We start from the raw sequence: 24443 nt of genomic DNA on the forward strand, positions 1-24443 counted from the left end.
CCCCCCCTTGGGGCAAGACGGACCCTTGCCGGCCCGCCGCCCCTGGGCACCGCGGCCGCCCGGATCAGCGGATCAGAAGTGCCGCCTCGTGACGCTTGAGCGTGCGGCGCGCGGTGGTGTAGCTTGCCCGCCCGGCATCGGTCTTGAGCTCGGGGAAGAGTTCGAAGATCTCGTTGCGCTGGGCATTGCCCATGCCACCCAGGGTATAATCGCCGGGCTGGAAGCTTTCGGTCCAGGCGCCGTTGGCCAGGATCACCTCGTGGTGGTCGAACATGAAATGCAGGTAGCTGGTGCCCAGCGTCTCGACCTCCAGCACGCCGCGGTTGTCGACCAGATGCTTGGCCGAGACCAGAACCTCGTGCTCCTCGAAATAGAGCGCGGTGCGGTCATTGGCGACCAGCATCCGGTGGTTGGGCGACACGCGCATGTCGTGTTCGGGCAAGCCGTTGCCCAGGCTGCCGGCCTTGATCAGGATCGGCTTCAGATGCGGGCGGTGCAGCAGATCGCCGTGGGTCAGGTCGCAACGCCCGGCCCAGCGGATTTCCTGGATACCGTTGTCGCGGGTGATGACCTTGTCGCCGACCTTCAGATCCTCGGCCAGCACCTCGCCGCGGGGCGTGGCGACCAGCGTGCCGGGGGTGAAGCAGGGGATCACCTTCTCGATGTTGGTGAAGTCCATCGAGCCGGTCTGGGCGCCGCTGGCGTCGTAGAAATAGACCGTGCCGTCCTCGGGGTTCGAGGGGCTGAAGACCACGCGCAGCGGGCCCGATCCGGTCAGGTCCAGCGTGTCGAAGTCGTCGCCGCCCTCGTTGCCGTCGACCACATCGCCGATGCCGTCGCCCGAGGCCGAGACCAGGAAGGTGTCGCGGTCGTCGCCGCCCGACATGGTGTCGGCACCCTGACCGCCGATGATCGTGTCATTGCCGGTGCCGCCGGTGATGACATCCTCGTCGATGCCGCCGTCGATGTAGTCATTACCGGCGTCGCCGTGCAATTCGTCGTCGTCGTCAGCGCCATAGATGACGTCATTGCCGTCGCCGCCATGCACCGTGTCCAGGCCGTTGGTCGGCACCAGATCCGTGTCATCGGGCACGTTCAGCACATCGGGATAGCCGTTGGGCAGGCCGGCATAGATGGTGTCGTCGCCCGCGCCGGCGTCGATCAGGTCCGAGCCCTCGCCGCCGGTGATCTGGTCGTTGCCCGCACCGCCCGAGATCGTGTCGGCGTCGATGCCGGCGTCGATCACATCATCGCCGTCCTCGCCATAGATCACGTCGGCATCGTCGCCGGTGGTGATGGTGTCATTGCCATCGCCGCCATGCACGGTGTCGCGGTCGTTGTCGGGGTCGGTGTCGGCCGGGAACAGCCCCGGATAGCCCTGATCGGGCAGCGGATCGGTCGTGCCCGAGGTGTCGATGACATCATCGCCCGCGCCGCCGTCGGCCTGATCATTGCCGTCGCCGCCCGTCAGCGTGTCCTGACCCGCGCCGCCCGACATGCTGTCGTCGCCGTCCTCGCCGAAGATCTGGTCGTTGCCGTCATCGCCCCAGATGGTGTCGTCGCCCACCCCGGCATGGACCGTGTCGTCGCCCTCGCCCGCCAGGATGCGGTCGTCGTCGGGGGCGTCACCGGTCAGGATCGCGTCACCCGCATCGACCATGTCGCCTTCGGGGTCGCCGGTATAGGCGGTGTCGATCAGATCGGCGCCGCTGGTGCCCTCGACATAGCCGTCGCCCTGATCGGTGACGACCCGTTCGATGTTCTCGAAGGTCATCGTGCCGGTGACATTGCCCGAGGTATCCAGGAACTGGACCGTGCCGTTCTCGGGGTTGGTGGTGTCATAGATCACGTTGACCGGACCCGCGCCGGTCAGGTCGAGCACGTCCCAGTCGGAATCGTCGGCATCCTCGTCACCGTCCACATGGTCATGCATCCCGGCCTCGGCCGAGGTGACGATGAAGGTGTCGCTGTCCTGACCGCCGAACAGCGTATCGACGCCGGTGCCGCCGGTCAGCGTATCGTCGCCCGCGCCGCCATCGAGCGAATCCTGGCCCTGACCGCCCGACAGCACGTCATTGCCGTCCTCGCCATAAAGCCGGTCATCGCCGTCCTCGCCCGCGACGACGTCGTCGTCAGCGCCGCCGCGCAGCGTGTCCTGGCCGCTGCCGCCGGCGATCGTGTCGCGGCCCGCATCGCCCGACACGAGGTCGTCGCCCTCGCCGGCCAGGATGTCGTCATCGCCCGCGCCGCCCGAAACGGTGTCCTGCGCATTGCCCGCGTCGATCACATCGGCGCCGTCGCCGCCCAGGATGCTGTCGCTGTTCGAACCGCCCACCAGCGTGTCGTCGCCCAGACCACCGTCCAGCGTGTTGCTGCCGCCCTCGCCATAGAGCGCGTCATCGCCTGCCTCGCCGCGCAGGATGTCGTCGCCTTCGCCGCCGTGGACCTCGTCGTTGCCGTCGCCGGCATAGACGTCATCGGCGCCGGCCCCGGCCAGAACCGTGTCGTCGCCCGCGCCCGCCCGGACGATATCGTCGTCGGGGCCCTCGCCGGCCAGCACCGCATCGCCGGCGTCGATCATGTCGCCGTCGGGGTCGCCGGTATAGGCGGTGTCGATCAGATCGGCGCCGCTGGTGCCGTCGACATAGCCATCCGGGGTGTTGCCGGTGATCTCCTCGATCTCGGTGAATTCGAGCGTGCCGGTGACATTGCCGCCGGCGTCAAGGAATTCGATCGTGCCGTCGATGCCGTTGCCGTTGCTGTCGGTCGTGGTGTTGACCACGCGATAGGCGCCCTGCCCGGTCAGGTCGAGCACGTCCCAATCGTCGCCGCCCGCGCCGCCCGAGACGGTGTCGCCCGCCGCGCCGTGGATCGTGTCGCGGTCATCGCCCGCGTCGATCACATCCGCGCCGTCGCCGCCGGTGATCGTGTCATTGCCGGCTTCGCCGAAGATGGTGTCGTCGCCCGCACCACCATCCAGCAGGTCATCGCCGTCGACCAGATCGACCACGACCGGATCGTCGATGACCGAGCCGTTGAAGGTGAAGCCCGAGTTCACATCGCGCGACACCAACGTGAATTCGATCGACCCGGCATCGGTGAACGAGGCCGAGAACCACGCATCCTGATCCGAGGGGTCGTTTTCCTCGGTGCCGGCGACGGTGATGGTGCTGCCGTCGTTGTCCACATCAAGCGAGGTATCGGCGGTGGTGCCATAGGTCGAATAGCCCGCGGCCGACAGGATCACCTGTTCGGCGGTGGCGGTCTGGTCCAGATCGCCGAAGGTGGCGATCGAGGAAATGTCGATCGCTTGGCCGGTCGCCTGGTCATAGAATTCCAGGCGGAAGGTGGCCGATTTGCCCGCGTCGGAGGCATCGTTGTTGCCGTTGAGCAGGATCTCGGAGCCCGCGCCCCCGGTCAGGTCCACCGCAAGTCCGCTGTCGGCGTCAACCAGCACCAGCTTGGCCATGACGGTGCGGCCGTCCTCGGTGGTGGCCACGTTGAGATAGGTGGCGCTGTCACCGGCGCGCGCACAGCCGTCGGCGCCGGTCTGCGAGCCCGCCAGCACGTTCGAGGCCGACAGCACCAGGGGCGTGGCCGCATTCGGGTCGGTGGTCGTGCTTGCGCCGGCATTGCCGCCGTAGATCACGTCGTCGCCGGCCCCGCCCGAGATGGTGTCGTCGTCCGAGCCGCCATAGAGGCTGTCATCCCCACCGGCACCCGAGATCAGGTCATCGCCGCCGTTGCCGTGGAAGACGTTGGTGTAGACATCCGACGCGTCGGTGCCCTGATGGTCGAACCCGGTCAGCGTGTCGTCGTAATCCGAGCCGATCACGCCGTCGATGCCGCCCTCGATCACGTCGCCGGTGGCCTCGCCGCCCGACAGGGTGCCGGTCGACAGATCCACGTTCACGCCCGCGTCCGAGTTGGAATAATCGATCACGTCCAGACCGGCATTGCCCTGGAAGGTGTCGTTGCCGGCCCCGCCCAGAAGCGTGTCGTCGCCGGCCCCGCCGATCAGGTAATCGTCACCGTCGCCACCCGACAGGTAATCGTCGCCGTCCTCGCCGTGGATCTCGTCGTCGCCCGCGCCGGCCAGGACCGTGTCGTCGCCCGCGCCCGCCAGCACGATGTCATCGTCGGGGCCCTCGCCGGCCAGCACCGCATCGCCCGCGTCGATCATGTCGCCTTCGGGGTCGCCGGTATAGGCGGCGTCGATCAGGTCGTCGCCGGTCGTGCCCTCGACATAGCCGTCGCCGTCGTCATAGGTGGCCAGGGAATCATAGGGCACCGAGGGGCAATTGTAGGTGTAGGAGATGACCTCATAGATCACGCCGGGGGTCAGCGCCGCGCTGGAGACGATACCCACGACATCGTTGTCCGACATCTCGAAGGCATAGACGTTGATGAAATCACCGGGGTCGGTCGATCCCAAGGGGCGCACGACATAGGCATATTCGGGGGCCATGCGGCCGTCGGAGGGGGTGTAGCTGCTGCCTTCGAGGGTCTCGCTTGAATTCAGCGTCTGGCTGTTGTCGCCGTCGTTGAAAGAGGCGTCGTTGTCCCGAACGGTGATCTCGTTGACGCGGGCGCCCGTGGCGATGGTGAAGGTCTGCCCGCGCGGATCGGACATGCCCGTCGCGCTGTCACGAAAGAGGCTGCTCGAGGATGCGGAGATGTCCGACAGATCCCACGCGTAGATCGCGTAATCCTGATACGAATAGGTCATAGCAGCCTCTCATTGCACCACCCGGAGAGCTGTCCCCCCGGGGATTTCCCCTCGACCGGCGCGCGCACCAGCCGCAAACAGACCGACAGGATGCCGACCTGCAGAAAACGCGGCGATCCGCAGCCCGCACGTTGCGCGTCGATCAGGGTGCACGAAGCAATCCGCCTGAGGGCGGTTATCCGTTCCAATGGTCCGTAAACGCGATGGGACAGCAGTCGTCCCGCTTACGGCAGCACCCGTCTCATACTTCCGCGCATCCGCAGATGCCGAAGATCACCGGCCACCCCCATGGCCAATTTGCCCCAGTCGGGCCCTCATAGAGATACTCTCCCGAACCGGGCTGCGGAAGGAAAATCTGGCCAGATTGCGGCCGAAACCGGGCACAAGGCACGGGGGGATCGCCCGGGAAATCGGGCCGCACCGGTGGCGCGGGAGCGCGATTGTTTCCGTTTATGCCTGGCCGGCAGGGCAGGCCGGCCTTAACGATTTCTCAATATTACCTGACGAAACGTTACCTTTCTGCCGGCGCGTGAACAGGAACACGCCTCGGCTCTGCCGCGCCATTATTGACACAAGGGTAACAATCTCGCGTGCCGCGCCGCCGTTAACCAAACAACAAAGCCTTGGGCAGAACGAAGGCTGCATTATGCCTGCCAGCGGCAACAAAACCCGCTGGGCGGGCAAACTGTTCGCGCCGATCAACGTCTTGCGCCGAATCAAGCCGCACCGGCCCGGCGCCCCGCCCCGCAGGCCATATCGCCGCAGCCCCCGGGTGATGCCTCGCAACCGGCAAGATCCCGCGCGCACCCGAACGGCGGGGCGGCTGCGAGGAAACGGCACAAGCGCCCCCGGACCGGACGCCCCCCGCCCCCCCGCGCGCCCCCCCCGCGCGCGCCGCGCAGACGCCCCCAACGCAATTGCGTTGTTTCCGCCCCCTCCGCTGGGATAACAAGACGCCATCGGAGCCGCGCCCTGCCGGGCCGGTTCGGCCATCCACGCGCGCCACCGTCCAGCGCCGCCAGACAGAGGGAAACCCCGCCGATGCCTCATTACCGTTCCCGCAAATCCACCCACGGCCGCAACATGGCCGGCGCCCGCGGCCTGTGGCGCGCCACCGGCATGAAGGACGGCGACTTCGGCAAGCCGATCATCGCGGTGGTCAATTCCTTCACCCAATTCGTGCCCGGCCACGTCCACCTGAAGGATTACGGCCAGATGATCGCCGCCGAGATCGAAGCCGCGGGCGGTGTCGCCAAGGAATTCAACACCATCGCCATCGACGACGGCATCGCCATGGGCCATGACGGCATGCTCTATTCGCTGCCCTCGCGCGATCTGATCGCCGACAGCGTGGAATACATGGTCAACGCCCATTGCGCCGATGCGATGATCTGCATCTCGAATTGCGACAAGATCACCCCCGGCATGATGATGGCGGCGATGCGGCTCGACATTCCCACCATCTTCGTCTCGGGCGGGCCGATGGAGGCGGGCAAGGTCAAGCTGGGCGAGACCGAACGCGCGCTCGATCTGGTGGATGCGATGGTCGTGGCCGCCGACGACAGCTATTCGGATGCCGACGTGGACGCCATCGAGAAGGCCGCCTGCCCCACCTGCGGTTCGTGCTCGGGCATGTTCACGGCCAATTCGATGAACTGCCTGGCCGAGGCGCTGGGGCTGGCGCTGCCGGGCAATGGCTCGATGCTGGCCACCCATGCCGACCGCAAGGCGCTTTTCCTCGAGGCCGGGCGGCGCATCGTCGACATCACGCGGCGCCATTACGAGGCCGAGGAACCCGGCCTGACCCCGCGCCAGATCGCCACCTTCGAGGCCTTCGAGAACGCGATGAGCCTCGATATCGCCATGGGCGGCTCGACCAACACGGTGCTGCACCTGCTGGCCATCGCCTACGAGGGCGGGGTGGATTTCACCATGGACGACATCGACCGGCTCAGCCGCAAGGTGCCGGTCCTGTGCAAGGTCGCCCCGGCCAAGAACGATGTCCACATGGAGGACGTGCACCGCGCCGGCGGTATCATGGGCATTCTGGGCGAGATGCTGCGCGGCGGGCTGCTTCACCCCGAGGTGCGCACCGTGCACAGCGCCACCCTGGCCGAGGCTATCGCCAAATGGGACGTGATGACCGCCAATGACCCCGCGGTCGAGACCTTCTATCGCGCCGCGCCGGGGGGCGTGCGCACGACCGAGGGCTTCTCGCAATCCAACCGTTATCTTGAACTGGACCGCGACCGCACCGCGGGCGTCATCCGCTCGGTCGAGGGGGCGTTCTCGCGCGATGGCGGGCTGGCGGTTCTCTTCGGCAACATCGCCCGGAACGGCTGCATCGTGAAGACCGCGGGCGTCGACGAATCGATCCTGAAATTCACCGGCCCCGCGCGCGTCTTCGAAAGCCAGGACGACGCGGTCTCGGGCATCCTGACCGGCAAGGTCCAGGCCGGCGATGTGGTGGTGATCCGCTACGAGGGGCCGCAGGGCGGGCCCGGCATGCAGGAGATGCTCTATCCGACCTCGTATCTGAAATCGAAAGGGCTGGGGAAGGCCTGCGCGCTGCTGACCGACGGGCGCTTCTCGGGCGGCACCTCGGGCCTTTCGATCGGGCATGTCTCGCCCGAGGCGGCCGAGGGCGGGCTGATCGGTCTGGTCGAGACCGGCGATCCGATCGAGATCGACATCCCCGGCCGCACGATCAACCTGGCGGTGGATGAGGCCACGCTCGAGGCGCGCCGGGCCGCGCGCGGGCCGCTGCCCTGGGGGCCGGCCGCACCGCGCCCGCGCCATGTCTCCACCGCGCTCAAGGCCTATGCCATGCTGGCCTCGAGCGCCGCGAAGGGCGGCGTGCGGATCCTGCCGCAGGACTGAGCCGGCTTTCCCGAAGACCGACACCGCCCGCGGGGGAGCCCCTTCCCCGCGGGCGTTTTCATGCGGTGGACCTGTCTTGGGGCGCCCCGTCCCGTGGTGGGCGTGTCCTGCGGAGGGGCGACCGGGCCCTTGCGGCCCGGCCCAGCCCCCAAAAGAAAACGGGCGGACCTTTCGGCCCGCCCGTATCTAATAGGATCGTATCGGATCAGATCGGAACGCCGATCAGCGGCGCAGGGCTTTCCACGCGCCCGAGATCAGCATCGCGGCGATGACCGACTTGACCATGTCGCCGGCCAGGAAGGGCAGCATGCCCTTTTCGATGGCGCCGGTCATGTTCAGCCCGGTCGCGGCGTCGAGCCACAGCACGCCCGGCACATAGAGCACGAGGCTGGCCGCCACCGCGCCCATCAGCGCCGGCACGAAGCGGCGCGCGCCCAGATCGGCGGCCAGGCCCGCCACCGCGGCCATCGGCACGAAGCCCAGAACGAAGCCCAGCGTCGGGCCGCCGAAGACGGAACCCGGCGCCAGCACCGGCAGGCCGGCCGCAGCCTCGGCCACGTAAAGGGCGGTGGCCACCGCGCCGGCGCGCGCGCCCAGCGTCATGCCGACCAGCATCACCGCCAGCGTCTGCAGCGTCATGGGGACGGGGAACATCGGCACCGAGATCTTGGCGGCAACGGCAATCAGCGCCGAGCCGGCCAGCGCAAGAAGCGCCTGGACGGCCAGCGAACGGGTCGGCAGCAGGGCCTGGGACAGCGTCATGGGGCGAACCTTTCGGAATTCGGACTACGGTAAATTCGGCGTGCAATTTCGCCGCGCCGGGCCCGGATGTCAACGCCGCCTCTTGCGGCGTGGCGCCCTCGGGCCTAATCGGGCGGCATGAGCACCGAACAGATCCCCCCCGCCTCCACCCCGGCTGACGCGGCCGCGCCCGCGCATGATCCTTCGGCCGGAAAACCCATTGCCCTTGTCACCGGCGCCTCGCGCGGGCTGGGCTTTGCCATGGCCGAGGCACTGGCCCGCGAGGGCTGGCACGTCCTGGCCGTGGCACGCACCCAAGGCGGCCTCGAGGGGCTCGACGACCGCATCCAGGCCGCGGGCGGCAGCGCCACGCTGGCCCCGATGGACATCTGCGAACAGGGCGCGATGGAACATCTGGTCAATGCCACCGGCACGCGCTGGGGCGGGATCGGCGCCTGGGTCCATGCCGCGATCCACGCCGCCCCCCTGACCCCCACGGGCCATTTCGACCCCGAGGATCTCGAGACCTCGACCAAGACCAACGTGATCGCCACCGCGAAGCTGATCGCGCTGATCGAGCCGCTCCTGCGCGCGCGCGAGGGCAAGGCGATGTTCTTCGACGATCCGCGCGCGGGCCAGCCGTTCTTCTCGCTCTATGGCGCGACCAAGGCCGGCCAGATCGCCTATGCGCAGAGCTGGGCCGCCGAGAGCGCCAAGATCGGCCCGCGGGTCGAGATCGTCACGCCGCCGCCGATGCCGACCGCGGTGCGCGCGCGCTTCTTCCCCGGCGAGGATCGCGCGCCGCTGACCGACCCGCATGCGGTCGCGCGCGATCTGGTTGCGGCGCATTTCGCCCTGGGCTGAGCCAAACCGCGCCCCGACCGCGCGCCCCACCTTCGGCCCCGTCTGGCCCCCTTCCCGGCCCGTCGCCTCCCGCGGCGGGCCGTTTGCATCACGGCCCCACCGCGAACGCCCCAAGCCCCCGAACGCAAGACGCCGCCCCAAGGGGCGGCGTCGCGGCAAGACAGAGGCGCCGGGCCACAGGGCCCGGCCGGATCATTGCAGATAGGGCATCGGGTCGACGCTCTCGAAGCCCTGGCGGACCTCGAAATGGACAAAGCCCGGCGTGCCGGCGCGCACCCGCGCAATGGTCTGCCCGCGCGAGACCTTGGCGCCCTTGGCCACGGCCACATTGTCGATATTGGCATAGACCGTCAGCAGGTTGCCGTCGTGGCGGATGACGAGGATCGGCACCTGATCGGTGTCCTTGGTGATCGCGGCCACGGTCCCGTCGGCGGCGGCCTGCACCGCGGTGCCGGGCTTGGCGGCGATGTCGATGCCTTCGTTCTTCTTCTTCTGATAGGGGCGGATGATCGCGCCCTGGACCGGCATCTGCATGCGCGCCGAATTGGACGCCGCGGTGCGGTTGGCGGCCAGGTTCTCGCGGGGGGGGGTGGCACGTTCGGCGGCGGCCCGGCTTTCAGCGGCGGTCGGCGGCTTCTCGGCGGGCAGGGGCATCGCCGCCGAGGGCGGCACCGGCGTCGCGCTGCCCTGCCCCGGCGCCGAGGTCGGCGCGGTGCTCGTGGCGGCGGCCTCGCGGCGCGCGGTCGCGGCCACCGGGATCATCAGATATTGCCCCTCGCGCACGCCCAGATCGCTGGGCAGCCCGTTCCATTCGGCCAGCGCGCGCACCGGCACGTCATAATAGCGCGCGATGGAATAGGCGGTCTCGCCGCGGGTGACCTTGTGGCGAATGGGCTCGGGGCCGGCGGCGGGCGTGGCAGGCGCCGCGGGCGCGCTGGTCTGGCCCGCCGAGGCTCGGTCGATCGCACCCGAGGCCAGCGTGGTGATGTCCACCCGCTCGGCGCCTGCCGGGGCCGGCGCCACACGCCGCGGCAGCGCCAGCACCTCGCCCTTGCCCAGCACGGTGTCGGGGTCCAGCGCGTTGTAACGGGCCAGCTCGCCCGCCTCGACGCCCACCCGCGCGGCCACATCGGCCACCTTGTCGCCCCGCCGCGACACCACGACCTGGTAATTGGGATAGGAGATCACGCCGCGCGCATCGGGCGCGGGACGGTCGGCGGTGGCATGACGCGCCGCATCGGTGGTGCTGAAATTGCTGCGCGACAGGCGCCGCAGATCGGGGTCGAAATTCCCGGCCTCGTCACAGGCGGCCAGCCCGACCGCCGCGGCCGAGACAAGAAGAACCCCCCGCAGCCCGCGCAGGCGGGGACGGGTTCGGAGCAGGGCGGCATCGGCGGTGCGGTCAAGGCGCGGCAAGGCGGTCATCGGCTCGTGTCCTCATGTCTTGCGGGGGGCGCGTCACGGGCGGCCCCCTTCGGATTATCCAGCATCGTCCTGGCCCAGCCCCTCGATCAGCGGGACGAAGCGAACCGGGCGCAATTCCTCGTAGTCGAACCCCGTTTCCAGCCGGCGCACACGGATCAGGCTTTGAACCGTGTCCGACTGGCCCACCGGGACGATCATGATACCGCCGATCTTGAGCTGGGCCAAGAGCGGCCCCGGCGGGTCTTCGGCGGCGGCGGTGACCATGATGCGGTCGAAGGGCGCCTGTTCGGGCAGCCCGAACGAGCCGTCGCCCGTCATCGCGGTGATATTGGCCAGGCCCAGATCGGCAAAGACGGCCTCGGCCTCGCGCACCAGACGGCGGTGGCGGTCGACGGTGTAGACCCGGCGCGCCAGGCACGCCAGGATCGCCGCCTGATAGCCCGAGCCGGTCCCCACCTCGAGCACCTTGTCGCGCGGGCCCACCTCGGCGGCCTGCGTCATCAGCCCCACCACCGAGGGCTGCGAGATCGTCTGCCCGCAGGCGATGGGCAGCGGCATGTCCTCGTAGGCGCGTTCGGCAAAGAGCCCGCGCACGAAGCGGCCGCGGTCGACATGTTCCATGGCCGCCAGCACGCGCGCGTCGATCACCCCCTTCGAGCGCACGGCATAGAGAAAGCGCATCTTGCGCTCGGCCAGCGCCTCGGCCGTGAGCGGTGGCGGCGTCTGGGAAGGCGGCGCTTCGGTCATTCGGGCGCGTCCCCCGCCGCCGTGCTCCCCGCCGCCTTGTCCGTCGCCGCCGTGCCGCCCAGCGCCTCATCCAGCCGTGCCAGCGCGTCATGCGCGGTCAGATCGGCGCGCATCGGCGTGACCGAGATGTAGCCGTCAAGGTTGGCCGCCACATCGGTGCCGGGCGCGGTGGGCAGATGCTGCGGCCCGCCGGTGATCCACAGGAACTTGCGCCCCGAGGGCGAGACATGCGGTTCGACCCCGAAGAAGGTGTCGGTGCGGTAGCCCTGCGCCGCGGCCTTCATGCCCTTGACGTTGCGCGCGGCCACGGGCGGGAAATTGACGTTGTAGAAGATGCGGTAATCGCCCCCGTCCCAGGGCGCGCGCGCGAGCAGGGCGCGCACCACCGCCTCGCCATGCACCCGCGCGGCCTCGAACGGGTCGTCCAGATCGTCGGTCTCGGGGCCGAGAAACTGCGACAGCGCGATCGCCGGCAGGCCCTGGAGGGCCGCCTCGAGCGCACCGCCCACGGTGCCCGAATAGAGCGCGTTCTCGGCGGCGTTGTTGCCCCGGTTCACCCCCGACAGCACCAGATCGGGCCGCCCGCCCTGAAGCACGTCGTAAAGGCCCGCCAGCACGCAATCGGCCGGGCTGCCCTCGGCGGCATAGCGGCGCGGGCCCATGCGCGCGATCATCATCGGATGGGTGTAGGAGATGCAATGCCCTACCCCCGATTGCTCGAAGGCGGGCGCGACGGTCCAGACCTCGCCGTCGGGGCCCGCGACCGCCTCGGCAATGGCGGTCAGAACCTCGAGCCCCGGTGCGTTGATGCCGTCGTCGTTGGTGATCAGAATCCGCATGGTGCACCCCCAGATTGCCCCCTGATTAGCTTGGCCGGCCCCGCGCAGCAAGCAACGCCCACGCGACAGGGGCGTGAAATTCCGTTCCCTTGCACGGGCGGCGCGCGATTGCACCGCCAAAGGCGGCACGCGGGCGGGATAAGGGCGCGCGCGGAACCCGCGCCTTGAGGGGGGACGGGGAAACGCGCGGGGGGACGGGGGGGGGACGGGGGGGGACGCGGCCGAAACCGGGCCGCAGACCCGCCGCGATGGACAAGCGCGCCCCCGCGCGCTACCACGGCAGGGACGTTTCGCCGCACCAGGGCGGGGGCCCGTCTGCGCCGAAACCGCGCCGGCCCCGTTCCGTAGCACCCCCGCGAGCACCCCCGCGCGCGCGTCCCAACCCCCGGAGGTTTCCCGATGTCCCCCCACCCAATGCCCCCCACCGAGCAAAGCGCCCGCCTGCGCGAGATGGCCGCGGCCGCGCCCGTGGTGCCGGTTCTGGTGATCGCGCCGGGGGTCGATGCGCGCGCGCTGGGGGCGGCGCTGGTTTCGGGCGGGCTGCCCATGCTCGAGGTGACGCTACGCACGCCCGCCGCACTTGAGGCCATTGCCGCCATGGCCGATCTGCCCGGCGCGATCCCCGGTGCGGGCACGCTGCTGACGCCCGCAGATGTGCGCGCCGCGCGTCAGGCGGGCGCGCGGTTCGGGGTCTCGCCGGGGGCCACGCCCGACCTTCTGGCCGCGGCCGAGGCCGAGGGCTTGCCGCTCCTGCCCGGCGCGGCCACCGCCTCCGAGGTCATGGCGCTGTTGGCGCGCGGGCATGATGCGATGAAGCTCTTTCCGGCCGCGGCGGCGGGCGGGACAGCGCTGCTGAAGTCGCTGGCGGGGCCACTGCCGCAGGCGGGCTTTTGCCCCACCGGCGGGATCGGGCCCGAGAACGCGGCCGAATATCTGCGCCTGCCGAACGTGATGTGCGTGGGCGGAAGCTGGGTGGCCCCGCCCGATCTTCTGGCGCGCGGCGACTGGGCGGGGGTCGAGGCCCTGGCGCGCGCGGCCGCCGCCCTGCCGCGCTGAGCCCCCTGCCGCGCAGTGCCCCACCCCGCCGCGCGGATCCGCACCGGGCGTGCACCCCACGTCCCCCCCCCGGCACCGGCCGTCCCCGCCGGCAGGGGGCAAGGGCGCGCGGGCAGATCACCGCCAACCGGGATCGGCACACCGGCCCCGCCAGCGTGGGGCGCGGGCCCGGCGCCCCGCCCCCGAGGAGGTGCGGCCTTGCCCCCCCGTCGTCCGGGCGTGTCGGGGCGCGCGGTGTCGGGTGGGGTCGGGGAATTTGCGCTTTTCTTTTCCGGAGGCTTGCCTATAGTCGCCGCCATGACCCGGACCCTGCATATTCCCGCGACCCTCGGCGCCCGCTGCGCCGGGTCGGCGCATGTGCTCAACCTCCGCGGTCTGCTGCTGCTTAGCTGCCTCTGAGCGTGCCCTTGGGCGCGAACGCTCAGAGGTGACCAGCGCGCCCTTCCCCACCCAAGATCATTCACGGCGCGCATCCCCGCGCCATCCAAGGGCCGCGACCGGCAAGGAACACCCATGACCGACGAGAACCGCGTATTCATCTTCGACACCACCCTGCGCGACGGCGAGCAATCACCCGGCGCGACCATGACCCATACCGAGAAGCTGGAGATCGCCGCCCTTCTCGACGAGATGGGCGTGGACATCATCGAGGCGGGCTTCCCCATCGCCTCGGAAGGCGATTTCGAGGCCGTCAGCGACATCGCCCGGCAGACGAAGAACGCCGTGATCTGCGGCCTGGCGCGCGCCAATTTCAAGGATATCGACCGCTGCTGGGAGGCGGTGCGCCATGCCGTGCGGCCGCGCATCCACACCTTCATCGGCACCTCGCCGCTGCATCGCGGGATCACCAATCTCGATCAGGACCAGATGGTCGAGCGCATCCACGAGACCGTCAGCCACGCCCGCAACCTGTGCGACAACGTGCAATGGTCGCCCATGGATGCCATCCGCACCGAGCGTGACTATCTGGCCCGCGTGGTCGAGGTGGCGATCAAGGCCGGCGCCACCACGATCAACATCCCCGACACGGTGGGCTACACCCTGCCCAGCGAAAGCGCCGAGATCATCCGCGAGCTGATCGAGCGCGTCCCCGGCGCCGACGAGGTGATCTTTGCCACCCATTGTCACAACGACCTCGGCATGGCCACGGCCAACGCGCTGGCGGCCGTGTCGGCGGGCGCGCGCCAGATCGAATGCACGATCAACGGCCTGGGCGAACGCGCCGGCAACACCGCGCTTGAGGAAGTGGTGATGGCGCTCAAGGTGCGGCGCGACCTGATGCCCTATCAGACCGGGATCGACACGACCAAGATCATGAACCTGTCGCGGCGCGTGGCGCAGGTCTCGGGCTTCCCGGTGCAGTTCAACAAGGCCATCGTCGGCAAGAACGCCTTCCTGCACGAATCGGGCATCCACCAGGATGGCGTGCTGAAGAACGTCGAGACCTTCGAGATCATGAAGCCCGCCGATATCGGGATCACCGAGACCAATATCGCCATGGGCAAGCATTCGGGGCGTGCGGCGCTGCGCAGCAAGCTGGCCGATCTGGGCTTCGATCTGGCCGACAACCAGCTCAATGACGTGTTCGTGCGCTTCAAGGCGCTGGCCGACCGCAAGAAGGAAATCTACGACGACGACCTGATCGCGCTGATGTCCGACAGCGCCGCCAATACCGACAGCGACTACATTCAGGTGAAATGGCTGCGCGTGATCTGCGGCTCGGACGGGCAGGAAGCCGAGCTGAAGCTGCTTGTCGACGGGATCGAGAAATCGGCCAGCATGACGGGTGACGGGCCGGTGGATGCCTGCTTCAAGGCGGTGAAGGCGATCTATCCGACGCAGGCGCATCTGAAGCTCTATCAGGTCCATGCCGTGACCGAAGGCACCGACGCCCAGGCCACCGTCTCGGTGCGCCTCGAGGAAGAGGGGCGTATCGTCACCGGCTCGGCGGCCGATACCGACACCATCCTGGCCAGCGTGAAGGCCTATGTCGGCGCGCTCAACCGGCTGCGGGTGCGCAGCCAGAAGACCGCCCCCGACGCGGATGTGAAGTCGATCAGCTACAAGCTCTGAGCCCCACACCGCGCCATGCCCCGGAACGCGCCTTCCCACCCTGGGGGGGGGCGCGTTTCTTCTTTGTGGGGGCGGCGGCGCGCGGTTCCCGGAAACGCGCCCCTGCCCTTTCCGCACCACCCCGCACCCGTGCCCACCCGAACACGCGCGCTGATGACGACACGACCGGCAGGCCGCGCGCCCCTTCCCGTCCCCTACCCGCGCGGGAGGGGTGCGGACATCGGGCGGGACGCGGACACCGGGCGGGGTGCGGATAGGGGGCGGGGTGCGGATAGGGGGGCGGGGCGCGCGCATGAAAAGACGCGCCCCCGAAGGGACGCGTTGCAAGGAATGTCCTGGCGGAGGGGTCAGACGCGCTCGGCGGCCAGCGTCTTGTTGCGCACGAGCGGCGCCATCACCAGAAGCCCCGCGATCAGGAAGGCCACCTCGATCACATAGGCGGCCAGATAGGGCGTCGCCTCGCCGTAGATATGGCCCTCGGGCAGGCTCAGGATCACGTCGCGCACGATGCCGCCCGCGGCCACCGCGACCCCGGCCGAGGTCGCCTGCACCGCCCCCCAGGCCCCCAGCGCCAGCCCGACCTGTTCGCGCGGGGCCAGGCGCATGGTCGCGGTCAGCGTGCCGTGGCCGAAGAGACCACCGCCAAAGCCCACGATCAGCGTGCCCAGAAGGAACAGCGGCGTCATCCCCAGAGGCGCGGCCGCGATCACCGCGGCAAAGCCCGGCACCCCGAAGGCCGCCCCCCAGGCCGCCATGCGCAGCGGGTCATAGCCGCGGCTCAGCACCCGGCTGGCCCAGGCAAAGCCGACCAGCCCGCCACCGGCGAAGATGGCCGTCAGCTTGGTGGTTGCGGACACGGTCATGCCCAGCACCTGCCCGCCATAGGGTTCCAGCAGCACATCGGCCATGCCAAAGCCCATCGTGCCCAGCCCGATCACGATCAGCCCGCGCAAGGCATAGGGCCGGCGGATGAACTCGCGCCAGCAGTCGGAAAACTCGGGCGTGTCGTCGCGCTTGACGGTGCGCGAGCGGTCCCGCGCCTCCTGTTTCCACAGCGCGATCACGTTCAGCACCAGCGTCGCCACGGCGGCACCCTGGATCACCTTGATCAGCTGCGCCGGGTAATAGGGGTCGAGCAGCCAGCCGAACAGAAGCGCCGAGATGATCATGCCCACCAGCATCATCACATACATCAGCCCCACGACCTTGGGCTGATCCTCGCGCGGGGCCAGATCGGTGGCCAGCGCGAGCCCCACGGTCTGGATCGTGTGCACCCCCGCCCCCACCAGCAGGAAGGCAATGCCGGCGCTGGCCTGCCCGATCCATTCCGGCGTGCCCTCGGCGTAATCCTTGCCCGACAGCACCAGAAGCGCAAAGGGCATGATGGCAAAGCCGCCCCATTGCAGCAGCGTGCCCTTCCAGATGTAGGGCACCCGTCGCCATCCCAGCGCCGAGACATGGGTGTCGGACTTGAACCCGATCAGCGCGCGGAAGGGCGCAAACAGGAGCGGCAGCGAGATCATGATCGCCACCAGCGAGGCCGGCACGTCGAGTTCGACGATCATCACCCGGTTGAGCGTGCCGACCAGCAGCACGAGCGCCATGCCGACCGACACCTGGAACAGCGACAGACGCAGCAGGCGGCTGAGCGGCAGATCCTCGGACGCGGCATCGGCAAAGGGCAGGAAACGCGGCCCGATCGAGATCAGGGCGTGGCTGGCCATGTTGCGCAGGCGAGACATGAGTTCTTCCCGTTCTGCGCGCCCGACCAGCCCCCCGTGACCGGCGGCGCGCAACTTTCCTGTCGGGACCGGACCCCGTTGCGGGGCGGCACGCGGGCCGAAGGGTCCGGAGCGTGAGACCAAGCCCAAGTTGCATGCGCTCCCCCGGAAGGCAAGCGCCGTGATGTCCCGCCCCCGCGCCATGCGTCGCATCTCGCGCAAACGGGCCGCGCAAACGGCCCCAAAATTGCGCAACGCGCGCCCCGATCCGCCCGCGCGCGCGCTTTGCCGGGGTCAGGCGGGATCAGGAGAAGATCACTCGACGGTCTCGATGCGCACGGGCAGGCCGCCTTCGCGGCGCAAGGGCGCGATCGGGCCGTCAAAGGCCCCCAGCCGCACCAGCCCCGCAGAACTCGAGAACGGCTTGAGAAAGATCGCCAGGTTCCCCCAGGGGGCATAGAGCGTGATATCGCCGGTCTCGGGCTTGTAGGCCCGCGGCGCGCCGCTCGTGTCCAGCTTGCGCGGAAGATCGGCGATCTTCTCGATCCCGTGATAATCGTTCAGCGTCAGATCGAGCGGCAGCAGGGCTGCGAAATCCCGCCCTGCGGGGGTGTCGTCCAGCGTGGCCGACAGCGTGGTGTCGGCAACGATCACGCGGATCCGGGTCATGGTCTTGTCCTTTCCTGCACCTGATCGGGCGTCTTGCGCCCCCGCGGGCGAAGCCCGCAACAGGGTCAACGCGGGCGAAGCCCGCAAAAGCGACAACACGGGCGAAGCCCGCAACAAGGCCCCCGCGGGTGCGGCCAGCGCAATTCTCAAGATCTTGCGGCGGTCCATGGCGCCTTCCTTTCCATCATGAGACGCGCGAGGGGGGCATCAAGAGAGCGCGCACCCGGAACAGCAGGGGCGATCCCGCGCGCCCCGCCCCCAAGCCCCTGTCGCCCCCCTTTCGCGCAGCCCGCTCAGGCCCGCGTCATGTCGATGACATAGCGGTAGCGGGCCTCCTTGTTCACCACCTTCTCGCAGGCCGCGCTGATCTGATCCGGCGTGATCAGCTCATAGGTCGCGGCGATACCGTGATGGGCGGCAAAGTCGATCACCGCCCGGCTCTCGGCAATGCCGCCGATCATCGAACCCGCCAGGCTCTGGCGGCCAAAGCCCATCAGCATGCCCTGCGCCCCCTCGATCGGGAACAGCGCGCCCACATTGACCAGCGTCTTGTCGAGCTTGAGCAGGTTCAGGAAAAGCTGCATCGGACAGGCCACCGGCACCGTCGACACCATCAGATCAAAGCTGGCGCGGTTGCGGGCCATGGCCGCCTCGTCCGACCACAGATAGGCCTCGGCGGTGCCAAAGGCCCCGGCATCGGCGATCTTGCCCTCGGAGGTGGTGAAGACCACGACCTCGGCGCCCTTGGCCGCGGCCAGCTTGACCGCCATGTGGCCCAGCCCCCCCATGCCGATCACGCCGAAACGTTCGCCCGGCTTCAGATCCCGGTGGTTGATCGGCGAGAAGGTGGTGATGCCCGCGCACAGAAGCGGCGCGAAACCGGGCAGATCCACCCCCGGCGGAATGCGCAGGGCGAAGTCCTCCTTGACGACGATCCGCTTGGAATAGCCGCCATAGGTCACACCACCCGACACCTTGTCGGGGGAATTATAGGTGAAGGTGGTGCCGTTGAGACAATTCTGTTCGCGGTCGGCCAGGCAGTTCTCGCATTCCCCGCAGCTGTCGACCATGCAGCCGACGCCGGCATGATCGCCCTCGCGGAACGTGACCACCTCGGCGCCCACGCCGACGACGCGGCCCACGCAGCCATGTGACCTTCGAACCCGGCGCGCGCACGGCCTGGCACACCCACCCGGCCGGCCAGACCATCATCATCACCTTCGGGCGCGGCCGCGTGCAGCGCGAGGGCGGCCCGGTCGAGGAAGTGACCGCCGGCGACGTGGTCTGGTTCCCGGCCGGCGAGAAACATTGGCACGGCGCGTCGGGCGACACCGCGATGAGCCATATCGCCATCCAGGAAAGCATCGACGGCGCGCCGGTGACCTGGCTCGAGAAGGTGGCCGACGCCGATTACAACGGCTGAGCACGCAGGCCCTGCGCCCGGATCGGGCGCGCGACCCATCACATCGGCCCGCGCCCGAGGGAATCGCCCCGACGCGGGCCGTTCTTCATTGGCGCATGGGAAGGGGGGACGCGTCAGGACCAGCCGCCGGGATCGGCGACGATGCGGGACGCGACGGAGGGAGATGCCGGCCAGATCCGCGGCCAGATCCGCGGCGGAGCACGGACAGGCGCGACGCCATAAGACCGGCCAGAAATTGGAGGCCGGAACTTGGGGGCCAGAAATTGGGGCCCGAAATCACGAGACCTCGAACCGCGTGGACCCGGATCACGTGGGGGGCCGGAATCACACAGGCCGACCCCTAGGGGCCGGCCTGCGCAAGGGAACCGGGGTCAAGCCGGATTGGGTTGACCCCGGTCAAAGACCTTAGGAAGCAGCGACTTCCACCGGGGCTTCCACAGCGGCAGCCGAGCCGTTGTAGTATTTGCCCAGCCAGGTCGTGTTGGTCACGATCATGTAGTGGACCGCGAACGAGGACACCGCAACGGCGGCCAGGAACAGCGGAACACCAACGGTCGGTTTGACCACGAGCCACATTTTCGCGTTATTCATGACAGTATCTCCTTACCCGAGCCACGGAGTGGCGATGGCCGCCAGGAAGTGGGCCAGCAGCGCGATGCCGCCGAAAACGCGGGTGCCGAGCACCAGTTGCGCTTGCACTTCTTCGGCTTCCGCCAGGGTCAGGCCCGTCGGCCAGACTTTGTTCGGATCATCAGTCATTGTCGTCTCCCAACTTGGTTTCGACTACTATGCGTGTAGGGCCTGCACGCGGGCTTCGATAACGTTGGAGCTTTCGAGGTTTCCCTTGCGGGCTTCCGTCCCGCTCCGTTTCGTTACAAGGAGAAAGTCTCACAAGTCCGTGACAATCGCAACGCCCTCATTGCCCCGAAATGGCCCTTTGGGGTGCGACTTATTGGCCTCCGCGGGCGATCAAATCTGCCAACCGCGCGCATTCAGCGCATTGGAAGCACAAAAGATTTCCGCGCAGAGGCCAGAATCGAGCCCCCCCGGCACAGCATGTCGCAGCAAAGCGCGCGCAGGGTTGCCGATTGCAACATTCGCGCGATTCCCCGCCCCCGCCTTCACATTCAGTTCAAGCGCTTCGGGGCAGTTCAAGCGCTTCGGGCCATTCAAGCACCTCGGGGCCGGTCAGCGTCCGCGGCGCCCGCGAGATCCGCGCCGGTCACGCAATCCCCGGCGTGGACAGGTAATCCTGCAAGGCCTCGGGCGGGGTCCGGCGCAGGGCCGGCGCCTCGGCACGGCGCCAGGCCCGCAGCCCGGCCGCGTCATCGCCGGCGAATTGCAGCGCGCAGGTCGACACCCGGACATGACCGGCCACCTGTTCGCGCGCCAGCACCGACAGCCCGGAATACACCCCTGACAATCCGGCGAATCCCGCGCGCAGATAGATCATGCGCACCAGACGGCTGTGGCGGTTGCCGCACAACAGCACGACGCCATCCTCGACCCGCATCATCACCCCCGACACCAGCGTCGAGCGCAGCCCCCCCGCGCGCGGGGCCCCGGCGGCCAGAACCTCGGGCTCGCGCGTGCGAAACAGCGTCACCACCCCCTCGCGCCAGACACGGGCCATGCCGACCAGCATGCGGTCGGGGTGCAGGCTGGCGCGGCGCCAGAAGCGATAGACGCCGGGGCGCAGCATCTCTTCAGGCACGGCGAAGCGTTCGGACGGGGCCTGGAGACGGTCGGCCGTGGCGCCCAGCGCGGTGAAGAAACCCGCCGGGCGCTCGCGCTGCGCCTCGAGCGGTTCGAGCAGCACACGGGCATCCACGTCGAAATAGCGGCAGATGCGCCACAGGATATCGGGGCGCGGAAAGGCGCTGCCCGACAGGTAACGGTTGAACTGGGTGCGGTTGATGCCCAGCCGGCGGCACAATTCGGCCACCGGCGGCCCACCCTCGCAGAGCGCGCGCAGGTTGCGCCCGAACATGGCCCGCAGCGCGGCCGGCGAGGGTTCGGCCCGCGGGTCGCGGATCTCGCGCCGGGGACGCGCGGCGGGCGTCTGGGCTCCGGCCTCACGCGGCCCCTGGGCCCTGGCCGCAAGGGCGGCAAGCGGGCGCGTCTGGGCCGACCCGCTCTCGCGCCGGTCGGCCGATGCGGACGGATCGGGGCGCGCCGCAGCACCCGCCGCCCGCCGGTCCATCAGATCTGACATGTTTCCTCCATACGCTCGGAATAGCCTTGCCGCAGGGTCTGCACCGCGCCCGCCACGAAAAGCCTGCGCCGAACATGCCCTGACGCCACGTTCCCGAGGTTCGCCCCTATCTCTGGGTAAATGATGCTAACGTGCGACATTGTGTCCTGTCCAGAACCCGAAACGGGCAGACCCGACACAAGTCCACAACTTGCCGTGAGGATGATATGACCCTACCCACGATCAACCCAAGGGAGAAGCCCCGCGGGGGGATCATGCACACAACGACACTGACAGGGACGCGATGCTGGGGGTGATCGTCTGGAGCAACCGGGAACGGCAGGCCGCCGCGATCTGGTGCGAGGATCTTGCGCAGCTGGCGCATCTGAACGGCGCCGCCAGCCTGCATCCGGGCCAGCGCCCGCATTGGCCGCAGACGGGCGACCTGGCCGAATTCGACATCGCCGAAACCGACGGGCTGCGCCGCGCGGCGCGGCTGCGGGTGCTGCCGCAGGAGGCCGACGACGCCGGCCAGGACCGCCAGAGCGGTTTCGGGGGTGGTTTCAGGCGGGGCGGGCGCTGCGGCGGCTGACAGCGTCCGGCCCCGGCAAGAGGCCCCAGCCCCGCGCCACTGAGGAAAGCGCCCATGAAAACGGGCGGACCCGGCGGCCCGCCCCTCATCCTGTCAAAGCCACCATATGGTCCCCATATGGCCCCGACGCGCGCCCCTCAGGCGCCGCGCGACAGCGCCGCGACGCCGGTGCGCGCCACATCCGCAAGACCCAAGGGCCGCATCAGCTCGGCAAAGGCGTCGATCTTCTCGGAGGTGCCAGTGATCTCGAAGACAAAGCTCTCGAGCGTCGAATCGACCACATTGGCGCGGAAGATATCGGCCAGCCGCAGGGCCTCGACGCGCTTGTCGCCGCCGCCCACCACCTTGAACAGCGCCAGCTCGCGCTCGACCGCGGCGCTTTCGACGGTCAGGTCGTGAACCTCGTGCACCGGCACGATGCGGCCCAGCTGCGCCTTGATCTGCTCGATCACGGCCTCGGTGCCGCGGGTCACGATGGTGATGCGCGAGCGATGTCCCTTGTGGTCGGTCTCGGCCACGGTCAGGCTGTCGATGTTGTAGCCGCGCCCCGAGAACAGACCGATCACGCGGGCCAGGACACCGGCCTCGTTGTCGACGATCAGGGCCAGCGTGTGGCTGCGTTCGGCCTGCGAATGAAAGTCGCGCAGGTCGTAGGCGGAATGGCTCGACGAGCCTTTCTTGATGTTGAGTGCCGCCATCTTCTCCCCTCCTCAGACCAGGGCCGCGCCGGATTTGAACGCCTCGGCGTCCGCGGCCAGAAGCATCTCGTTGTGCGGCTTGCCGCTCGGGATCATCGGGAAGCAGTTCTCGTGCTTCTCGACCAGGCAGTCGAAGATCACCGGCCCGTCATACTCGATCATCTCCATGATCGCATCGTCAAGCTGGGCCGGGTCCGAACATTGGATGCCCTTGGCCCCGAAGGCTTCGGCCAGTTTCACGAAATCGGGCAGGCTTTCGGACCAGCTCTGCGAATAGCGCCCGCCATGCAGCAGATCCTGCCACTGGCGCACCATGCCCAGGCGTTCGTTGTTCAGGATGAACTGCTTGACCGGGGCGCGGAACTGCATTGCCGTGCCGATCTCCTGCATGTTCATCAGGAAGGACGCCTCGCCCGCGATATTGATGACCAGGCTTTCGGGATGGGCGATCTGCACCCCGATCGAGGCCGGGAAGCCATAGCCCATGGTGCCCAGCCCGCCCGAGGTCATCCAGCGGTTCGGCGCCTCGAAGCCCAGGAATTGCGCCGCCCACATCTGGTGCTGACCCACTTCGGTGGTCACGTAGCGGTCGCGCCCCTTGGTCAGCGCCTCCAGCCGCTCAAGCGCATATTGCGGCTTGATGACCGTCTCGGAGGGCGCGTAGCTCAGGCACTTGACCTCTTTCCAGGCGTCGATCTGCTTCCACCAGCCCGCCAGCGCGGCGCGGTTGGTCTTGCGCCCGCGCGACTTCCAGATCATCAGCAGATCTTCGAGCACATGGCCCACATCGCCCAGGATCGGCAGGTCGACATGCACGATCTTGTTGATCGAGGAGGCGTCGATGTCGATCTGCGCCTTGGTCGAGTCGGGCGAGAAATCCGACACCCGCCCGGTGATGCGGTCGTCGAAGCGCGCGCCGATGGCGATCATCAGGTCGCAGCCGTGCATGGCCAGGTTGGCCTCGTAGAGACCATGCATCCCCAGCATGCCCAGCCAGGACTTGCCCGAGGCCGGATAGGCCCCGAGCCCCATCAGCGTCGAGGTGATCGGAAAGCCCGTGGCATCGACCAGCTCGCGCAGAAGCTGGCTGGCGCCCGGCCCCGAGTTGATGACACCGCCGCCGGTGTAGAAGATCGGCCGCTCGGCGCTCTCCATCAGTTCGACCAGCCGGGTGATCGCCTCGATGTCGCCCTTGAGCCGCGGCTTGTAGTGATCGACGCGGGCCTGGCGGGGCTCGGTATAGGTGCCGGTGGCGAATTGCACGTCCTTGGGAATGTCGATCAGCACCGGACCCGGACGGCCCGAGGTGGCGACATGGAAGGCCTCGTGGATGATGCCGGCCAGACGGTCGGTATCCTTGGCCAGCCAGTTGTGCTTGGTGCAGGGGCGGGTGATGCCGACGGTATCGGCTTCCTGGAAGCCGTCGGTGCCGATCATGAAGGTGGGCACCTGGCCAGTGAAGACCACGATCGGGATCGAATCCATCAGCGCATCGACCATGCCGGTGACGGCGTTCGTCGCCCCCGGCCCCGAGGTCACCAGCACGACGCCGGGCTTGCCGGTCGAGCGGGCATAGCCCTCGGCCATGTGCACCGCCGCCTGTTCGTGACGCACGAGAACGTGGCGAATGTCGTTTTGCTGGAAGATCTCGTCATAGATCGGCAGCACGGCGCCGCCGGGGTAGCCAAAGACCACCTCGACCCCCTGATCCTTGAGGGCCTGAACCACCATTTTCGCGCCGGTCATCGTCCGAGACATCATCCACTCCATCAGCCCGTCTGGCCAAGAAAAA

The 24443-nt window shown here is 68.7% G+C and carries 18 protein-coding genes and 1 pseudogene; 6 read left to right on the forward strand and 13 right to left on the reverse strand.

The window, feature by feature from the left end:
- Positions 1-64: 64 nt before the first annotated feature.
- Positions 65-4729, reverse strand: coding sequence for a Hint domain-containing protein (locus BW949_RS16550; RefSeq protein WP_083947738.1), 4665 nt, complete (start codon positions 4727-4729; stop codon positions 65-67).
- Between the two features lie 1041 nt (positions 4730-5770).
- On the opposite strand from BW949_RS16550, the gene ilvD reads away from it, so the two are divergent.
- Positions 5771-7609, forward strand: coding sequence for a dihydroxy-acid dehydratase (gene ilvD, locus BW949_RS11490; RefSeq protein WP_076366192.1), 1839 nt, complete (start codon positions 5771-5773; stop codon positions 7607-7609).
- A 222-nt stretch (positions 7610-7831) separates the two neighbouring features.
- Here ilvD and BW949_RS11495 read toward each other — a convergent pair whose 3' ends face one another.
- Complete coding sequence (locus BW949_RS11495) at positions 7832-8371, reverse strand: biotin transporter BioY (protein WP_076366194.1); 540 nt, start codon at positions 8369-8371, stop codon at positions 7832-7834.
- Positions 8372-8488: 117 nt separating this feature from the next.
- Here BW949_RS11495 and BW949_RS11500 point away from each other — a divergent pair, with 117 nt between their 5' ends.
- Positions 8489-9214 (forward strand): SDR family NAD(P)-dependent oxidoreductase, encoded by a 726-nt coding sequence (locus tag BW949_RS11500; RefSeq protein WP_083947739.1) that lies wholly within the window; start codon positions 8489-8491, stop codon positions 9212-9214.
- 192 nt (positions 9215-9406) lie between these two features.
- Here BW949_RS11500 and BW949_RS11505 read toward each other — a convergent pair whose 3' ends face one another.
- The 3 genes from BW949_RS11505 to surE are packed head-to-tail and all read right to left on the reverse strand — an operon-like array spanning position 9407 to position 12225.
- Complete coding sequence (locus tag BW949_RS11505) at positions 9407-10639, reverse strand: peptidoglycan DD-metalloendopeptidase family protein (RefSeq protein ID WP_083947740.1); 1233 nt, start codon at positions 10637-10639, stop codon at positions 9407-9409.
- A gap of 54 nt (positions 10640-10693) precedes the next feature.
- The gene (locus BW949_RS11510) at positions 10694-11386 is read right to left on the reverse strand and encodes a protein-L-isoaspartate(D-aspartate) O-methyltransferase (protein ID WP_076366196.1); all 693 of its coding nucleotides are present in this window, start codon (positions 11384-11386) and stop codon (positions 10694-10696) included.
- Positions 11383-12225: a 5'/3'-nucleotidase SurE gene (surE, locus tag BW949_RS11515; protein ID WP_076366198.1), complete on the reverse strand. Its 843-nt coding sequence runs from the start codon at positions 12223-12225 to the stop codon at positions 11383-11385. Before surE ends, BW949_RS11510 begins: the two co-directional genes overlap by 4 nt.
- Positions 12226-12624: 399 nt before the next feature.
- On the opposite strand from surE, the gene eda reads away from it, so the two are divergent.
- Both eda and BW949_RS11525 read left to right on the forward strand, forming a co-directional pair.
- The gene (gene eda / locus BW949_RS11520; RefSeq protein WP_235816284.1) at positions 12625-13281 is read left to right on the forward strand and encodes a bifunctional 4-hydroxy-2-oxoglutarate aldolase/2-dehydro-3-deoxy-phosphogluconate aldolase; all 657 of its coding nucleotides are present in this window, start codon (positions 12625-12627) and stop codon (positions 13279-13281) included.
- Positions 13282-13794: 513 nt separating this feature from the next.
- The gene (locus BW949_RS11525) at positions 13795-15354 is read left to right on the forward strand and encodes a 2-isopropylmalate synthase (protein WP_076366202.1); all 1560 of its coding nucleotides are present in this window, start codon (positions 13795-13797) and stop codon (positions 15352-15354) included.
- Positions 15355-15701: 347 nt separating this feature from the next.
- Here BW949_RS11525 and BW949_RS11530 read toward each other — a convergent pair whose 3' ends face one another.
- From BW949_RS11530 to BW949_RS11540, 3 genes are all read right to left on the reverse strand, one after another.
- Complete coding sequence (locus BW949_RS11530; RefSeq protein WP_076366204.1) at positions 15702-17096, reverse strand: PucC family protein; 1395 nt, start codon at positions 17094-17096, stop codon at positions 15702-15704.
- 294 nt (positions 17097-17390) lie between these two features.
- Positions 17391-17744, reverse strand: a complete 354-nt coding sequence (locus tag BW949_RS11535; protein WP_076366206.1) for a cyclophilin-like fold protein — start codon at positions 17742-17744, stop codon at positions 17391-17393.
- 293 nt (positions 17745-18037) lie between these two features.
- On the reverse strand, positions 18038-18886 hold the full coding sequence (locus BW949_RS11540; RefSeq protein ID WP_076366208.1) for an NAD(P)-dependent alcohol dehydrogenase: 849 nt from the start codon (positions 18884-18886) through the stop codon (positions 18038-18040).
- 2 nt (positions 18887-18888) lie between these two features.
- Between BW949_RS11540 and BW949_RS11545 the strand changes: the two are divergent.
- Positions 18889-19167, forward strand: a pseudogene (locus tag BW949_RS11545) ((R)-mandelonitrile lyase); the annotation flags it as partial.
- A 405-nt stretch (positions 19168-19572) separates the two neighbouring features.
- Here BW949_RS11545 and BW949_RS11550 read toward each other — a convergent pair.
- The 3 genes from BW949_RS11550 to BW949_RS11560 form a co-directional block, all read right to left on the reverse strand.
- Positions 19573-19758 carry a light-harvesting protein gene (locus tag BW949_RS11550; protein WP_076366210.1) on the reverse strand — a complete coding sequence of 62 codons (186 nt, stop codon included), beginning with the start codon at positions 19756-19758 and terminating at the stop codon, positions 19573-19575.
- Positions 19759-19770: 12 nt separating this feature from the next.
- The gene (locus tag BW949_RS11555) at positions 19771-19926 is read right to left on the reverse strand and encodes a light-harvesting protein (protein WP_076365019.1); all 156 of its coding nucleotides are present in this window, start codon (positions 19924-19926) and stop codon (positions 19771-19773) included.
- A gap of 463 nt (positions 19927-20389) precedes the next feature.
- Positions 20390-21382, reverse strand: coding sequence for a helix-turn-helix domain-containing protein (locus BW949_RS11560; RefSeq protein WP_143524448.1), 993 nt, complete (start codon positions 21380-21382; stop codon positions 20390-20392).
- 283 nt (positions 21383-21665) lie between these two features.
- On the opposite strand from BW949_RS11560, the gene BW949_RS11565 reads away from it, so the two are divergent.
- The gene (locus tag BW949_RS11565) at positions 21666-21953 is read left to right on the forward strand and encodes a hypothetical protein (protein WP_076366214.1); all 288 of its coding nucleotides are present in this window, start codon (positions 21666-21668) and stop codon (positions 21951-21953) included.
- A gap of 137 nt (positions 21954-22090) precedes the next feature.
- On the opposite strand, the gene ilvN is transcribed toward BW949_RS11565, so the two are convergent.
- The gene (ilvN, locus tag BW949_RS11570; protein ID WP_076366216.1) at positions 22091-22651 is read right to left on the reverse strand and encodes an acetolactate synthase small subunit; all 561 of its coding nucleotides are present in this window, start codon (positions 22649-22651) and stop codon (positions 22091-22093) included.
- A 12-nt stretch (positions 22652-22663) separates the two neighbouring features.
- On the reverse strand, positions 22664-24409 hold the full coding sequence (locus BW949_RS11575; protein WP_076366318.1) for an acetolactate synthase 3 large subunit: 1746 nt from the start codon (positions 24407-24409) through the stop codon (positions 22664-22666).
- Positions 24410-24443: the final 34 nt, after the last annotated feature.

It is taken from the genome of Phaeovulum vinaykumarii (assembly GCF_900156695.1).
Taxonomy (GTDB): domain Bacteria; phylum Pseudomonadota; class Alphaproteobacteria; order Rhodobacterales; family Rhodobacteraceae; genus Bieblia_A; species Bieblia_A vinaykumarii.